This window comes from Cyclobacterium plantarum (genome assembly GCF_011290685.1).
Taxonomy (GTDB): Bacteria; Bacteroidota; Bacteroidia; order Cytophagales; family Cyclobacteriaceae; genus Cyclobacterium; species Cyclobacterium plantarum.
Genome location: NZ_JAANYN010000007.1, coordinates 16905 through 33463, shown reverse-complemented (window position 1 = coordinate 33463; position 16559 = coordinate 16905). Strand labels below are relative to the sequence as shown.

13 protein-coding genes are annotated in these 16559 nt (G+C 42.8%); 8 read left to right on the top strand and 5 right to left on the bottom strand.

What is annotated here, in order from left to right:
• Positions 1–13: 13 nt before the first annotated feature.
• The 5 genes from tilS (at position 14) to G9Q97_RS16310 (ending at position 7398) form a co-directional block, all read left to right on the top strand.
• Complete coding sequence (tilS, locus tag G9Q97_RS16330) at positions 14–1339, top strand: tRNA lysidine(34) synthetase TilS (protein WP_166148714.1); 1326 nt, start codon at positions 14–16, stop codon at positions 1337–1339.
• A complete protein-coding gene (locus G9Q97_RS16325) occupies positions 1336–1857 on the top strand; it encodes a Crp/Fnr family transcriptional regulator (protein ID WP_166148713.1) in 522 nt (173 codons plus the stop codon). The genes tilS and G9Q97_RS16325 overlap by 4 nt, the downstream gene beginning before the upstream one ends.
• 87 nt (positions 1858–1944) lie before the next feature.
• Entirely contained in the window at positions 1945–2883 is a 939-nt protein-coding gene (mdh, locus tag G9Q97_RS16320; RefSeq protein WP_166148711.1) for a malate dehydrogenase, read from the top strand.
• Between the two features lie 88 nt (positions 2884–2971).
• Positions 2972–5698 (top strand): hypothetical protein, encoded by a 2727-nt coding sequence (locus tag G9Q97_RS16315; protein ID WP_166148710.1) that lies wholly within the window; start codon positions 2972–2974, stop codon positions 5696–5698.
• A 29-nt stretch (positions 5699–5727) separates the two neighbouring features.
• Entirely contained in the window at positions 5728–7398 is a 1671-nt protein-coding gene (locus G9Q97_RS16310; protein WP_166148708.1) for a mechanosensitive ion channel family protein, read from the top strand.
• Between the two features lie 30 nt (positions 7399–7428).
• Here the strand turns inward: G9Q97_RS16310 and G9Q97_RS16305 are convergent, their stop codons facing one another.
• Positions 7429–8190: a DeoR/GlpR family DNA-binding transcription regulator gene (locus tag G9Q97_RS16305; protein ID WP_166148707.1), complete on the bottom strand. Its 762-nt coding sequence runs from the start codon at positions 8188–8190 to the stop codon at positions 7429–7431.
• A 94-nt stretch (positions 8191–8284) separates the two neighbouring features.
• Here G9Q97_RS16305 and G9Q97_RS16300 point away from each other — a divergent pair, with 94 nt between their 5' ends.
• Genes G9Q97_RS16300 through G9Q97_RS16290 form a run of 3 tightly spaced genes read left to right on the top strand, consistent with a single transcriptional unit; the run spans position 8285 to position 12107 of the window.
• Positions 8285–9850, top strand: a complete 1566-nt coding sequence (locus tag G9Q97_RS16300; RefSeq protein WP_166148705.1) for a glycerol-3-phosphate dehydrogenase/oxidase — start codon at positions 8285–8287, stop codon at positions 9848–9850.
• Positions 9851–9854: 4 nt separating this feature from the next.
• A complete protein-coding gene (glpK, locus tag G9Q97_RS16295) occupies positions 9855–11357 on the top strand; it encodes a glycerol kinase GlpK (RefSeq protein ID WP_166148703.1) in 1503 nt (500 codons plus the stop codon).
• A 3-nt stretch (positions 11358–11360) separates the two neighbouring features.
• Positions 11361–12107: an MIP/aquaporin family protein gene (locus tag G9Q97_RS16290; RefSeq protein WP_166148701.1), complete on the top strand. Its 747-nt coding sequence runs from the start codon at positions 11361–11363 to the stop codon at positions 12105–12107.
• A gap of 15 nt (positions 12108–12122) precedes the next feature.
• On the opposite strand, the gene rodA is transcribed toward G9Q97_RS16290, so the two are convergent.
• Genes rodA through mreC form a run of 4 tightly spaced genes read right to left on the bottom strand, consistent with a single transcriptional unit; the run spans position 12123 to position 16552 of the window.
• The gene (gene rodA, locus G9Q97_RS16285; protein ID WP_166148699.1) at positions 12123–13397 is read right to left on the bottom strand and encodes a rod shape-determining protein RodA; all 1275 of its coding nucleotides are present in this window, start codon (positions 13395–13397) and stop codon (positions 12123–12125) included.
• Positions 13398–15200 (bottom strand): penicillin-binding protein 2, encoded by a 1803-nt coding sequence (mrdA, locus tag G9Q97_RS16280; protein ID WP_166148697.1) that lies wholly within the window; start codon positions 15198–15200, stop codon positions 13398–13400. It lies immediately after the preceding gene.
• Positions 15201–15722: a rod shape-determining protein MreD gene (locus G9Q97_RS16275; RefSeq protein WP_166148695.1), complete on the bottom strand. Its 522-nt coding sequence runs from the start codon at positions 15720–15722 to the stop codon at positions 15201–15203.
• Positions 15719–16552: a rod shape-determining protein MreC gene (mreC, locus tag G9Q97_RS16270; protein ID WP_166148693.1), complete on the bottom strand. Its 834-nt coding sequence runs from the start codon at positions 16550–16552 to the stop codon at positions 15719–15721. Before mreC ends, G9Q97_RS16275 begins: the two co-directional genes overlap by 4 nt.
• Positions 16553–16559 lie beyond the last annotated feature (7 nt).

The window sequence follows — 16559 nt, the reverse complement described above, 5'->3', positions numbered from 1 at the left end:
GTATTTTTGATTTATGCTTCAAAGATTTATCCATCATGTACGGGAAAATAATGTTTTGGATGTCCAAAAGCATTATCTTTTGGCGATTAGTGGAGGTATGGACAGTGTAGCACTGGCCCATTTGTTGCACCAGGCTAACTACCAATTTTCTATGCTTCATTGCAACTACCAGCTAAGGGGTATGGAAAGTGATCAGGACGAAGTATTTGTTCGGGACCTGGCAAAGAAACTAAAGGTTACCTGCCATGTAAAAACGTTTGATACCGGGACTTATATGGAAACTCAGGGTTTGTCTTTGCAGATGGCAGCAAGGGAATTGAGGTATGACTGGTTTGAAAAACTGCAGAAAAAGCTGGATGCTGCCGGTGTTTTGGTGGCCCATCAGGCCGATGATCAGTTGGAAACGGTTTTGCTCAACTTGCTTCGGGGAACGGGTATAGAGGGAGTTTACGGAATGGCCGAGAAGAGAGATTTCATTATCAGACCACTATTACCATTTAAAAGATCTGAAATTCAGGAGTTTATGTCGGCAGAATCTTTGGCTTGGAGGGAGGATAGCAGCAATCAAAAGACCCTGTACAAAAGGAATTATATTCGCCATAAAATATTGCCGGCTTTATTAGATTTTGACCCCAGTGGCCCGGAACTTATGCAATATAGTTTTGATAGGATTAAGGATACCGGGAAAGCCTTTTTTTATTTTTTTGACCGATGGCTGGAGGCCCGGGTGAAACATGAGCCACCCTATGAATACCTTGATACAAAGGACCTGGATGATGTCCCGGGCAAGGCTTCATTGCTATTTTATTGGTTGCGGCCAAAGGGCTTTGTGTTTGCCCAGGTTCAGGATATCTTAGGGGCTGTTCAAAACGGTATGTCCGGGAAGTATTTTCTTTCTGGGGATTGGATTCTAAATTTGGACAGGGAATGCCTGATTTTGGGGACAAAAGATAATGGTACCAGCCCCTCACTTATTCAGGACCATGATATCTCCCTGGTGCTGCCTGATGGTACAAATTTTGACATTCTGTATTTAAACCAGGATTGGAAGATTGATCGGTCTACAGAAAATGCCCTTTTGGACAAGCAGTTCCTCGATTTTCCTTTATTGTTGAGGAATTGGGAGGAGGGAGACAGGTTTATGCCTTTGGGTATGCGGCAATTCAAAAAAATCAGTGACTACCTGATAGACTTGAAGGTGCCTTTGATCAAGAAAAAAACAATAAAGGTGCTTTGCTCCGGAGAGGCCATCATTTGGGTGGTCGGGTACAGGATTGATGATCGGTTTAAGGTTACTTCCTCCACCCGTGAAGTAGTATATTTTAAAAAAACAGTATGAATAAGCTGAACCCTTTCAGAAAGAAATACAGTGATTCCGAACTCAGACAATTCGAGTTTTTGAGGAAAGTCAGGTTCTTCAGAGATCTCAGTTTTGCTGAATTGTCCAGATTTCTTCCGGCCATACACCAGAGAAAATACGAAAGAGATGAGGTGGTTTTTTTCAGGAACGATCCAAGCCAGGCCTTGTATATTTTAGAAAAAGGAGAAGTAACCCTTAATATTGATATTCGCTCAGATTTTGAAACCATCATAAAGGTCAAAGAAGGGAATGCCTTTGGAGAGAACTCCATGTTGGAAAATTCGAAAAGAATTTACACAGCCATCGTGAATACAGAAGAAGCTTTGTTATGGGTGATTCCCAATTATGCCATTTTGGATATTTTTCAAAACAACCAAAAAATAAGAGCCAAAATGATGACTTCCCTGGCAGGTTATTATAACCAGACCAATCAACAACTTTTCACATCATATAGAAACTCCTATGGCTTTTTTAACCTGGGGCAGATGTTTGAATAATTCGGGATATTGCTTCCTATAAAGCGCATTCTTTAATATCTTAGCGCAAGTTTTGAAAAAATATTAAATCTAAACCGATTATAAAAAATGACAAAAGTAACCGTAGTCGGAGCTGGCAATGTGGGCGCAACTTGCGCAGATGTTTTGGCTTACCGAGAAATTGCTGAGGAAATTGTTCTGGTAGATATCAAAGAGGGGGTGGCTGAAGGGAAAGCATTGGATATTTGGCAAAAGGCTCCCATTAACGTATACGATAGCAGAACTATTGGAAGTACCAATGATTATTCCAAAACAGCAGGTTCTGACGTGGTGGTCATCACCTCGGGATTACCCCGAAAACCGGGAATGACCAGAGATGATCTTATAGAAACCAATGCAGGAATTGTTAAAACGGTAACCGAGAATGTGGTCAAACATTCCCCTGATGCCATTATCGTAGTGGTTTCCAACCCTCTGGATGTCATGACTTATCAGGCCCATGTCACCTCAAAATTTCCCAGATCAAGGGTAATTGGAATGGCAGGAATTTTGGATACTGCCCGTTACAGGGCATTCATAGCAGAGGAGTTGGATATTTCCCCAAAGGAAATCCAGGCAATTCTAATGGGTGGCCACGGGGATACCATGGTTCCCCTTCCGCGATACACTACTGTGGCTGGTATACCAGTAACTGAATTAATCTCAAAAGAGAAGCTTGATGCCATCATTGAAAGGACTAAATTTGGCGGTGGAGAATTGGTGAAATTGATGGGTACATCCGCATGGTATGCCCCCGGATCTGCAGCTGCACAGATGGTAGAGTCTATTGTTAAAAACCAGAAAAGGGTTTTCCCGGTATGTATCAAATTGGATGGAGAATACGGGATCGACGATTGCTATCTGGGCGTGCCTGTAATATTGGGCAAAAATGGAATCGAGAAAGTAATTGAGCTTGAATTGAATGCGGAGGAAAAAGCCTTGCTGGAAGTTTCAAGAACCCATGTCAAAGAGGTAATGGCCGTGCTGGATGGATTGCGTAAAAAATAAATTTTAAGTTTTAACCAAATAAAAATCCCAACTTTTATCCGTTGGGATTTTTTTGTTGATTTGATTCCGGAACAAAATAAAACAGGCAGTGAACCAAATTAAAACCCTTCTGGTAATCTTATTAATTCTGGTTTTGGGCTTTGCGGCTTTTCTGATTTTGAAATCAGATCTACTTGAAAACAGCTTGGAAGGCTCGGAAATAATTCCACCCGATGCGGTGTTGGTGTACGAAAGCAAAGACCCGGTTGGCATGTGGAATACTATTGTGGGCCAACCAGTCTGGGAAAAACTGCATCAGCTTCCCGCCCTGGCGAGCCTTGAGTCTCAATTGATCCATTTAGATAGCATTACCGGTAAATCCGGGGCACTTGATGATTACCTGAAAGGTCAAAGATTTAAACTTTCCCTTCACCCATTGGGAAAAGAGGATTTTGGATTTTTGGTGTCCATTGCCTTTAATGATCGGGAGTTTCTTGATTTTATTCAAAACTTAAAAAAAGGTCTGGGAAATCAGGCAGATCCCATTAAAACAAGAACCTACAGCGGAGTCAATCTTTTTGAAGTGCGATTGAATCAGGCTGATAAGGTATTTACCTATGCTGTTTTTAACAATGTATTGATGGGTAGTTTTTCCTCCTTTTTAGTGGAAGAAGGAATCCGATACGCTAAATCTGAGGAGCTTAAAAGCTATAAACAAACCTTCCCCCATTTATTTCAGACTGAAATACCTGCCATGAATAATGGTGTCTTAAGGTTGTCCGGAAATGCATTTTCTGATTTGGTCAGGGAAATCTCATCGGTTAAAAACAATAAGCTGGTTTCAGATTTGGCCGCCAACGACTTTTCTGCCAATCTTGTACCTGCATTTTCTGATCAGGGCATGAGTTTTAGCGGGAAGTTATTTGTTAATGGAAAACCAAAAGAAGTCATTTCAAACATTAACAGTTCCACTGGTCTGCCTTTCTCTTCACTCATCAGTAACAGAACAGCACTGACGTACCTGTATTTATTTTCTGAATTTCAGCACTTTCAACACATTCCAAATACTTCCTTTTCTCCGGAACCGTTGATTGCTGCGGAAATTTCAGAAAGTAAGGAAATACAGGCATTTATTAAGTCCCTTACAGGTGAAGTTTCCCTGGTCCTGGAAGAAAGGCTGATGGGAAATAACCCTAACCAAATATTACTGTTGGGAGTAGAGAATGCAGAAGAATCATTCCGAAACCTGGAAAGCTATATTTTGGAAATGAACCAACAGGATTCAAGCAAGCATTATAGGGCGCACATTTTGGGGTATGAAGTGATTCTGCTGGAATTGAAAGAATTTCCCGCCTATATTTTTAATGGGAATTTTAGTGGTTTTGGGAAATCTTATCTGGCGAGGGTGGATGATCGGCTGGTTATGGCCAATAGCCTGAGGACCATGAGAAATTTCCTTGAGGATATCTATTATGACAATACCTGGGGAAAATCGGTTGCGTTTAACAGGGTGTTGAAAAAAAGCCAAAGTGATGCACCTATACAAATCTTTCTGAACAATGACCGTTTTTTCAATTTACTTACTCAATTCAGCAAGCCGGCCTGGAGTTCGGTTTTTCAAAAATATGGAGCTGCTTTTCGATCCTTTGAATGGATGAAGGTTTACTTAAGGGGAAATGGAGAAATTGAAATCTTGTTTGATATTAATTTGGACAAGAAGGTTACTAGCGGGCAATTAATGCTTCGGGAATCCCGCAGTACCCCATTTGATAAAAAATTAATTCATGGCCCTGAAGGGTTGGAGAATTTCAATGACAAGAGCACAGATTTTCTGGTGCAGGATGAAGATTTTTTTATCCACCTGGTATCCGAAGAGGGGGGGATTGTGTTTTCTGAGCGTATTCCCGAAGAAGTCATCAGCGATGTTTTCCAGATTGATTATTACCAGAATGGGAAGCTCCAGTTGGTTTTTGCTACCCGGAACCTGATTTATGCCTTAGACCGGTATGGTCAATTGCTTCCGGGATATCCTATCCATTTCGAATCAGGGAGAGATATCGCACACCTTAATGTTTTGGATTATGACAATAATAGGGAGTACAGACTTTTCGTAGCGGATAGGGAAGGAGACTTGTTTGTATACAATGTGGGTGGAGAACTATTGCAGGAGTGGTCACCCAGGGCATCTACTGATGGACCTCTTGCTGCAAAACCGGCCCATCACAGAGTGCCTGGCCTGGGGGATTTCATGGTCGCCCTGCACAAAAATGGTAAACTAAGACTATTTAACCGAAGGGGAGAGAGCAGGGCAGGAGGGAATGTTGTTCTTGGCGAAAGTATTTCCACTGCTTATGGCATTGAAGAAGGAAGTGAGGAGGGTCTTTCCAAAATAGTAACCGTAAATGATGCGGGAGAAGTAGTGAAAGTTAATTTTAAAGGTGAGTTGACCTACAGGAATCAATTATTAAGGCCTGACCGGGATACCAGATTTGATTTGGTAAACGACCAGGTAGGGACCGACTATGTTTGGGTAATTCGGGAATACAATGAATTGAAGGTATTGAATCCGGACGAAAGCCTGCTTTTTGAAACGAACATTCTTTCCGAGGAATTGGAGTACCGCTATTATTCATTTGGACCTGGAAATAAAATTTTTGTAGTTTTGGACAAGACGCAGGATTTTGCCTATTTGTACAATTACCAGGGCAAACTTATCAACCAAAAGCCGATTAGTGTGAGTGAAAATCTTTGGATAAGTTTTTCTGGTAGCAGAAACGAATACACGCTGGTGACAGTCTATGGTAATGAACTTCAGGTATATAAGATTCCATTTTAATGTATAAGGATCGCTTTATTTTGTAGCCCATGAAATTAGGATTAAGTAAATTTTTAATTGTAGTATTGATTTTGTTTGCACAAGCTGCAAACGGGCAGTTGTTGGATACTGGTAATTCAATGGCTTTGGATACCGCTGATCATAATAATTTCAGTTCTCCCTACCATACCACTTATACCTTTTTTTACAACCTAAATGAGGAAGCTTACAATCCTTCTATTGCAGCAGAGGCATTGAATATGGAGGCCAGCCAGGGGCAAAATGCGGAGTCCCTGGCGGTAATGCTCAAACAGATTTTTGATGGGAACGGTGTGTATGTAAGGATGAATGAAATCCCCAACAATCCCAATTACAGGGACACAGTTCGTAAGGGCAAACAGATTTATGTTTTTGATGAAATTATTCTGCCCTCAGTGTATTTGGAAAAAGTGGGTGGTCAATGGAAGTTTTCTGCCGCCACTGTTCAGAATATCAAAACCCTTCATAAAGAAACATATATATGGGGTACGGATAAACTACTGAATTTATTGCCCAAAATAGGTAGTCAGGTTTATTTCGGGCTCCACCTTTGGCAACTTGTGGGGATTTTCTTTTTGATTTTGTTGGTTTTTGTCAGTCACAAACTTTTTACCTTTTTGGTAGACAGGGGTTTGTATTATGTTTTAATGAGGTCAGGCTATAAAAGGATTGCCAAACAGTACCTTTTGCCTGTGGCCAGAATCGTCAGTATATATTTGATCGTCCTACTCCTTGATGTCTTTTTAAAGGTACTTCAACTGCCCATTTATCTTGTTTCCTGGATTACCCTGCTTTTAAATGCGACTAAACCCTTTATCGTTACCATTATCTTTTACAAATTGGTCGATGTTTTTTCAGGCTACATGGAGCGCATGGCGGACAAGACAGCCTCTACTTTAGATGATCAATTGGTGCCCCTGGTCCGCAAAACGCTAAAAGCATTTGTGATCGTTATCGGGTCGCTGTTTATTTTAAAATATGGACTAAGAATAGACATCGTTCCTTTTCTGACCGGACTTTCCATTGGTGGTCTGGCATTTGCCCTGGCCGCCCAGGATACCATCAAAAACTTTTTCGGATCGGTGATGATTTTTATTGACAAGCCTTTTCAGGTTGGTGACTGGATCACCAGCGGAGAAGTGGATGGAACAGTGGAAGAGGTGGGTTTCCGGTCTACCAGGGTCAGAACCTTCAGAAATTCCCTGATGTACATTCCAAATGGTAAAATTGCTGATGCGACTGTAGATAACCATGGATTAAGAAAATACAGAAGATTTTACAGTACCATTACTATAACCTATGATACGCCTCCTGAATTGATAGAGGTTTTTGTGGAGGGCTTAAAAAGAATAGTGCAGCAACACCCGAAAACACGCAAGGATTTTTACAATATTTACCTGAACAATCTTTCTGCCTACAGTCTGGACATCATGTTTTATGTGTTTTTCGAGGTACCGAGTTGGCCGGAAGAATTAAAGGCCAGAGAGGATATGATACTGGGGGCAATTCGGTTGGCCAATAAGTTGGGGGTAAGGTTTGCTTTTCCCACACAGACCTTGCACATGGAGACATTTCCGGAAAAGAAGGGGTTTACACCTATTTACGAAGATGAAAAGGCTTCCTATCAAAAAAGACTGGATCAGTTTATTCAAGGTGAGACCCAGGGGGAACAGCCTTCCTAATCTCTGGCCAGACCTGGTGGGTGCAACCGATTAAACCAGGAATACTTCAATGCCCTTGTCTTCCAGTAAACTGACATAATGTTGGGACAATGCCTTATCTGAGATGATGATGTCCACATCCTCGAGATTGGCAATTTTGCCGAAACTTTTTTTTCCAAACTTACTGCTATCCGCCAGCACTATGGTTTTCTGAACGGACCGGATCATGGTACTGTTGAGGTGAGCTTCCATCATATTAGAAGTGGTGAGTCCAAATTCTGCATCTATTCCATCAACGCTGATGAATAATTTGCTGCATGCGAAATTATTGATCATTGTTTCGGCAAAATGCCCCACTACGGAACTGCTGCTCTTCCTCACCACTCCTCCTAATTGCACTATTTCAGCCTGATGGAGGTCCAGTAAGGCTATACTGACATTCATGGCTCCGGTGAGAATGGTAAGGGAAAGGTCTTTTGGGATGGCCTGTGCAAATGCGAGAACGGTTGTGCCCGAACCGATGATGATGGCCTCCTTTTCCTTAAGCAGGTCTACGGCTTTCTGCGCAATCGCTCTTTTTTGCTCTACCTGTACCAGTTGCTTCTCATCGACAGGTTTATCCATCACATAGGGTGCGACAGGCGTAGCACTTCCATGTGACCTGAATAATAAACCTTTGTCTTCAAGGATTTTAAGGTCTTTTCTGACCGTTACCATGGTAACATTCATGGACTTACTCAAGGCAGCTACACTGACATAGCCGGCTGATTTCAGCTGGTCCAAAATGTATTTATGTCTCTCTGCTATTACCATAATTCAATTTATTACTTAATAAAGGTAATAAAAAATTTCTTTTTGTTTCTTTTTGTTTCTATTTATATTACTTTAGTGAAGTAATACTATTTAAATGAAAAGGAAAAACAATTTAACCAGGGTAGCACAAGAGAATGAAATTTGGGATCTTGCTGTTATTGGGGGAGGAGCCTCTGGTCTTGGAGTGGCGCTTGATGCCCTATCCAGGGGTTTAAAGGTGTTGTTGTTGGAAAAGTCTGATTTTGCCAAAGGCACCTCCAGCCGCAGTACAAAACTGGTACATGGAGGGGTTCGTTACCTGGCGCAGGGAGAGGTCGGACTGGTGTTAGAAGCTCTGAAAGAAAGGGGACGTTTGTTAAAGAACGCGCCACATCTCACCGTCAACCAACCATTTATCATTCCCTTGTATACCTTCCTGGACAGGTGGAAGTACTCCATAGGGTTGAAGATTTACGATTGGATGGCGGGTAGCTTAAGATTGGGTAAATCCAGGTTTATTTCCAAAGAAGAAACTGTAAAAAAGCTTCCTGAAATTCGGAAAAAGGGACTCAAAGGGGGGGTTGTTTACCATGACGGGCAATTTGATGATGCCAGGCTGGCTTTGATAATAGCCAAAACCTGTGATGAGATGGGTGGCTGTCTGCTCAATTATGCCAAGGTGAATCACCTTTCTAAAGATGAGGCAGGGATAATTAATGGATTAGAATTCAGGGATTTATTGGGAAAGAAAAACTATCCGGTCAAAGCAAAAACAGTGGTCAACGCGACAGGTGTATTCGCTGACAAGATATTGCAGATGGACAATCCAGGGGCCGGGAAAATGATCCAGCCCAGCCAGGGAGTTCATTTGGTCGTAGATGCCCGGTTTTTGGGTGGCAAAGATGCATTGATGATTCCCAGCACCTCAGATGGCAGGGTTCTTTTTGCCGTGCCCTGGCAGGGGAAACTGGTACTGGGGACTACAGATACCATAAGGAAAAAACCTAAAATGGAACCCCAGCCGCTTTCTTCTGAGATTGATTTTATTTTGGAAACGGCCAGCAACTATCTGGATTCAGCACCTAAAAGAAAAGATGTGTTGTCCGTCTTTGCCGGATTGAGACCCCTGGCCGCACCAAAAGAGGGAAGCACCAAGACAAAGGAAATATCCAGAAGCCATAAAGTGATTGTTTCAGAAAGCAAACTGATCACCATTACAGGAGGTAAGTGGACCACCTTTAGAAAAATGGGCGAAGATACAGTGGAGGCACACTACAAGATCCACGGTATGGCGCAGCAAAAGAGTACTTCAGCCGAAAAAAAATTACATGGCTACACCCTTTCGCAGGTAAAAGGCCACTTGCAATGGTACGGGTCGGATGCAGCCAGGATCCTGCAGTTACAAAAAGAGAATGAAGATTGGGCGACACCTTTGTTGGAGAATTATCCATATACTGGAGCGGAGGTAGTTTGGGCAGTAAGAGAGGAAATGGCCCAGAAAATTGAAGATTTTCTTTCGAGAAGGTGCCGTATTCTGCTGTTAGATGCCAAAGCGGCCATGCATATGGCACCAAAAGTAGCTGCGATTATGGCAAAGGAACTTGGAAAAGATGAAGACTGGATAAGGCAGGAACTGGAAGAATTTTATAAATTAGCCAAGAAATATTTAATTCATCAATAAACCCATGAAGCAGGATAACCAATTTCTTATGGCGCTGGACCAGGGCACGACCAGTTCCAGGGCAATTATTTTTAATCAAAAAGGGCAGATTGTTTCCTCGGCCCAAAAAGATTTTGAACAGATTTTCCCTCAATCCGGATGGGTGGAGCATGATCCCGAAGAGATTTGGACTTCCCAGGCATCTGTAGCCACTGAAGCGATTACCCGCGCAAAAATCAGTGCACATCAGATTGCGGGAATAGGTATTACCAATCAGCGGGAGACGACCATTGTTTGGGATAGGAATACAGGCGAGCCTGTATTTAATGCCATAGTCTGGCAGGACAGGCGTACATCAGCGTTTTGTAATACACTGAAAGAAAATGGCCATTCGGATATGGTTCGGGATAAAACGGGCCTGATCATAGATGCCTATTTTTCCGGAACCAAAATCAAATGGATATTGGATAATGTGGATGGTGCCAGAGAGAGAGCCAGGAAGGGGGAATTGTGTTTTGGGACAGTAGATAGCTGGTTGGTATGGAAAATGACAGCTGGGAGATCGCATATCACTGATATCACCAATGCCAGCAGAACCATGATTTTTAATATTCATGAAAGAAAATGGGATGCTGAATTGCTGGACCTTTTGGACATTCCCAGGGAAATATTGCCCACTGTAAAATCCAGTAGTGAGGTTTACGGGACCACTTCCGGAGATTTGTTGTCTGCCAGGATTCCCATTGCGGGAATAGCAGGAGACCAGCAGGCAGCCTTATTCGGGCAGTTATGTACCGAGCCGGGAATGGCCAAAACCACCTATGGAACGGGTTGTTTTTTGGTGATGAATACCGGGGACAAACCAGTTAAATCAAATAACCAACTCCTTACCACCGTTGCCTGGCAAATTGGCGAAAAGGTAAATTACGCTCTGGAAGGAAGTGTGTTTATAGGAGGAGCAGCCATTCAATGGCTCCGGGATGGGATCTCCATATTGAAAGATGCCAAAGACAGTGAAAACATGGCTAAAAGCCTGGAAGATAATGGTGGCGTTTATTTTGTCCCTGCACTTACCGGCCTGGGTGCACCTTACTGGGACCAGGATGCAAGGGGAGCATTTTTTGGTATTACCAGGGGGACCAGCAGGGCCCATTTGAGCAGGGCGGGGCTGGAAGCCATCGCCTATCAGGTATATGATGTACTGAAGGCCATGGAGAAGGATGCCGGAGAAGAAACCATAGAAATGCGCGTAGATGGTGGGGCCACTGCCAATGATTTTTTGATGCAGTTCCAATCGGATCTTAACCAATGTGAAATAAAACGGCCGGCCATTATTGAGACCACAGCTTTGGGAGCGGCCTATTTGGCAGGTTTGGCAATAGGTTTCTGGAAAGATGTGGAAGAGATCAGGGAATTATGGAAAGCAGATGAATCCTTTAAGCCTAAAAAGGATAAAAAACAAATGGAAAAAAATCTCAAATACTGGCACAAGGCAGTAAACAGATCACTTAATTGGCTAAACGATTGATATATGAACGTATTTGTTGCTGAATTTGTCGGAACCTCCTTGCTTTTGGCCATGGGTTCGGGAGTAGTGGCCAATGTAGTTTTGAATAAAACCAAGGGATTTGATTCCGGATGGATTGTAATCACCACGGCATGGGCCCTGGGAGTCTTCATTGGAGTAGTGGTGGCAGGTCCCTACAGCGGTGCGCATTTAAATCCGGCAGTAAGTATCGGACTTGCTGTTGCGGGAGATTTTGCCTGGGAAATGGTACCTAAATATATTGTTGCCCAGGTTTTGGGTGCTATGTTTGGCTCAGGTATTGCCTGGTTGGTCTACAAAGATCATTTTGATGCCACGGATGATCCGGGGTTGAAGTTTGCTCCATTTGGTACGGTTCCTGCTATCAGAAACCTTTCTTCCAATTTAATCTCGGAGGTAGTGGGTACTTCTGTTTTGATCATCGTAATCCTCTATTCTACCGGTCCAGTGTTGCAGGATGGAGAAGGAACGCCCATCGGTTTGGGGTCTTTGGGTGCCTTGCCCGTAGCTTTTTTAGTTTGGGTGATCGGTCTATCTCTTGGGGGAACCACCGGCTATGCCATCAATCCGGCAAGGGATCTGGGTCCCCGGATCATGCATCAGATCTTACCTATTAAGGGCAAAGGCTCTTCCGATTGGTCCTATAGCTGGGTACCTATTATAGGTCCGATTCTGGGAGCGGCCATTGCTGCCGGGATATACCTGCTTTTGGGAGTAGGAGGAATGGTTTGAAATACTTAGATGGGCTCAATAGCTTCTGCCCAATATCTGAATCCTGTGAGAGTCTAGTTTGATGAAGATAAACAAAAGTATGGTAAAGGACCAAAGAGAGGAGCCTCCATAGCTGAAAAACGGCAGGGGTATCCCTACAACCGGAAATAGACCAATGGTCATGGCGATGTTGACCGCAAAATGGAAAAACAGCAGTCCAATTACACAGTAACCATAAATTCTGGAAAAACGGGTTTTTTGCCTTTCCGCCAAAAACACCAGGCGAAGCAGAAAAATGACAAATAAGGAAATCATGATCAGGCTTCCTATCCAACCAAACTCTTCTCCCAGGGTGCAAAAAATAAAATCTGTGTGTTGTTCTGGTACGAAATCAAATTTTGTTTGTGTTCCTTCCAAATATCCTTTGCCAAATAACCCTCCTGATCCTATGGCTATTTTGGATTGGGTAACATTCCAGCCCACTCCAAGCGGATCTACATCCGGATCAAACAGGACCATGATACGGTTTTGCTGGTGGGGAGGTAATTTTTCTACCACATAGTCCAGGCTGTAAGTGTAAGCAAACATCAGGATTCCCAATAAAAAAATACCAGCGAAATTTTTCCAGGTTTTTTTGCTGGCCAAAATCAAAAGCAGTACAATGGCTCCAAGTCCACCATACAGGTACCAATTGTTGGTAATGAGTAGCGTCAATATGGACAGACCAATCAGGCTTAAGGCGAAAAGGTAATATTTTTGGGGCATGCCTTCCCGGTAAAGCATGATAAAGAAGGAGCTGTATACCATGGCTGTCCCGGTATCCGGTTGCAGCATGATCAGTGCTACCGGTAGGCCTATGATTCCCAGGGCCTTTAACTGGTGACCAAATTTTGCCAGGTCAAAAGTGGGGTTTTCCATGAGTTTTGCCAGGGCCAATGCAGTAGCAAATTTGGTGAATTCCGCAGGTTGAAGGCGGAAAATACCCAACTCAAACCAGGCTCGCTGTCCGTTGATTTCTTTGCCAATAAAGGGGGTTAAGAACAGTATGATTACAAAAATGATGTATAGGATCAAGCTTAAGTTTTGGAAAAGCCTGTAGTCTGCCACCATAATAAGGGTGATCAGTAAAACGGCGGTTCCAATCCAAATCAATTGTTTGCCTGAATTGATTGAATAATCAAAAATGGAAGTGGCGTTTTGTTCGTCATAGACTGCCGCATAGATATTGATCCATCCAACAAAGACAAGGGCAAAGTACAAACCTATGGCTATCCAATCGATTTTATGAAAATATGTGTCTTTTTGTCTCAATTAATAAATGAATTCACCCTGTAGCACATATTCCTCCAATTCCGGTCTGTTAATCTCTCCGGTAAGGTATTTTTCTATCAGCAAGCTCGCAGTGCTGGCAGCAGCCCGTCCTCCCCAACCTGCATTTTCCACATAGACGGCTATGGCAATTTTAGGATCTTCCTTGGGAGCAAAAGCTATGAATACAGAATGATCCTCTCCTGCCGGATTTTGAGCGGTACCGGTTTTTCCGGCAATGGTAATATCCTTCATAATGGCCCGCGCGGCAGTTCCGGATAGTGCTGCTGCCATGGCATCCTGGATCAAATCAAAATGATCCGTATCTATGCCTGTGTCCCTTTTGGTTTTAAATTTTTCCGGAATTCGGCTTGGATCACCATCTATTGCCCTGATCAAGTGGGGAGTATAATAATACCCCTTGTTGGCAAAAATAGCAGCCAAATTGGCCATTTGAAGCGGGGTTACCAGCATTTCTCCCTGCCCAATTGAAAGAGAATAAATGGTAGAATATTTCCACCTTCCTTTTCCGTAGATCCGGTCATACAGCTCACTGGAAGGAATGGACCCGCCTTTTTCTCCATGCATGTCTATGCCTAGCTGACTCCCAAGACCAAATTTCATTACAGACTCCCGCCACTTGTCCAAACCGATCTGAGTGTCTTCGTAGGTATTGGAGGACACTTCCTGGTTGATCACCTGCCTGAAAGCCTGGTGGTAGTAAGGATTGCATGAGTTACGGATGGCACCAAAGAGATTTACAGGGCTGGGATGATTGTGACAATTGACCAGCGCCCTGTTACAGGGATAGGTAGTATTGGGGGTCAATATACCTTCCTGCATGCCAATAAGCGACTGAACAATCTTGAAGATAGAACCCGGTGGATACATGGCCATTATGGGCCTGTTGAAAAGTGGTTTTTCCGGATCCATGTTCAGAGACTGGTAATTTTCACCGAACCTGGCTCCTGTAAGTATATTGGGATCATAAACCGGAGCAGATATCATGGTTAGGATTTCACCAGTTTTTGGCTCTATAGCCACTACGGAACCGCGCTTACCCTGCATGAGCTTTTCACCATAAACCTGCAAATCCAGGTCAATGGTAGCTTGCAGATTTTCACCAGGAAGGGACAAAGTATCGAGATCTCCGTTTTTAAAAGCTCCTTTTTCTATGCCCCGTACGTTTACCAATTTGTATTTAACCCCTTTTCTACCTCTGAGTTCCGGTTCGTAATAAGATTCGATTCCACTTAATCCCACATAATCACCTTGTACATAATATCGGGTGCTGTCCCGGTTCAGTTGGGAAGCGTTAATTTCTCCGATATACCCCAGGGCATTTGAAGCGGCTGATTGAGGATAGGCCCTTACTGAGCGGGTCATGACAAAAAGACCCCGGTAATCAATCAAAAAATCCTGCACCCTGCCAAACTCTTCCTTGCTAATTTGTTTGATCAATGGGGAAGGCTTGACCCATGAGTAATTTTTAGCGGCATTAAAACCATCAATCAGTACCTGTTTTTCAATGCCAAACAAATCACAAAATCTGGTGGTATCTTCCAGTTCAAATTCTTTTGGTATCACCATCAGGTCAAATACCGGATCATTAAATACCATCAGGGAATTATTTCTATCATAAACCAGGCCCCGATAGGGGTGATCCACCACCCTTTGAATGGCATTTCTTTCGGCTTTCCGCAAATAGCTGTCATCAGTTACCTGTATCAGAAACAACTTTCCCAAAAGTACCAATGCGATCATTCCTATGCTGACCGCAACAACCAAAGACCTCCCTGTGTACATTTATATTACCCTTTCTTTTTTATAAAATACTGCCTGCACGATGATTCCCAATAAAAAGGTAAATGCCATACTGCTTAGCACTCTTATAACGAGCGGAAGGTATAACTCCGTTCCTAAAATATCAATATAAAAAAACAAAAGATGATGGATGAGGATCAGGGGGATGCTATAAAACAGGTACCAACCCATGCCCATATTCAATAAAGTAGGGGGAACATTATCATCATACCCACCAGTGGGAGTATTTACCTGGATCCATGGGTTTCGTAAAAAGCCCAGCAACACGGCACTGGCCGCATGTAATCCAAGGCTGTCATAAAACAAGTCTATCAGTATTCCCATAAAAAAACCGATAAGCATCAGGGGAACCGTGGGAAGTTCATGTGGTAAATTCAGAATAAAGAAAACGTATAAAAAACAAAAAGCATACCCAAACAACACCAAATCCTTTAGTATAAAAACCTGAATGAGGAAGTATAAAACAAAGCTTAAGCTGTATTTTAATATTTTACCTGAAGTCATGGGCCTGCAGTTTCCATTTCTATTTCCAAACTATCCAATTCCTCCCTGGAATCATTTTTCACCAGATAGATAAAATTCAATTTGCTGAAATCCACGCTAAGAGAGATCGTGATATCCAGGTAATTGGTCTCACTTCCCGGATTAACTGCTTTGATCTTGCCAATTGATATCCCCTCCGGAAAAACAGCATTATATCCCGAAGTGATGATTTCCTGCCCCGGAACGATCTGAACGTGGCGTGGAACATATAGTAATTTTGCCTCATTTGACTTGAGTCCATCCCATTTTGTAGATCCGAACACTTCTGTTTCCTTTATTTTTGAGGAGATTAAAAGGTCCGTATTCAATAATGAAATAACAGTGGAAAAATTACTGCTTGTACCTTTTACCCTTCCCACAACGCCCAGCTCGTTAAAAACCCCCATTCCTTCCTGAATACCGTCCTTTGCCCCTTTATTCAGGGTAATGTAATTTTGATTGAGGTGAATCGAATTATTGACCACTCTTGCAGACCAAAACTCAAAGTTTTTTGACAAGACAGTATCTACAGATAAAACTGCAGAGTCCAGCACCGGGCTCACACTATCCAATCTGTTCAGCAAGTAAGCATTTTTTTCTGCCAAAGCCTGGTTGGTTGAATAGAGCGAAAAATAGGATAAAAAATTATTTTTGACTGACAGCATGTTTCCCACCAGCTTGTTGCTGCTGTTAAAAAACACTGCTCCTTGCGGTGAATTATGCGTGAATATTATCCCCCCGGCCAACAACTCCAGGGCAAGAAAAAGAAGGATTGCCCTTAGTCTGTATAAAAATAAAAATATTTGCTGCATTTCACTT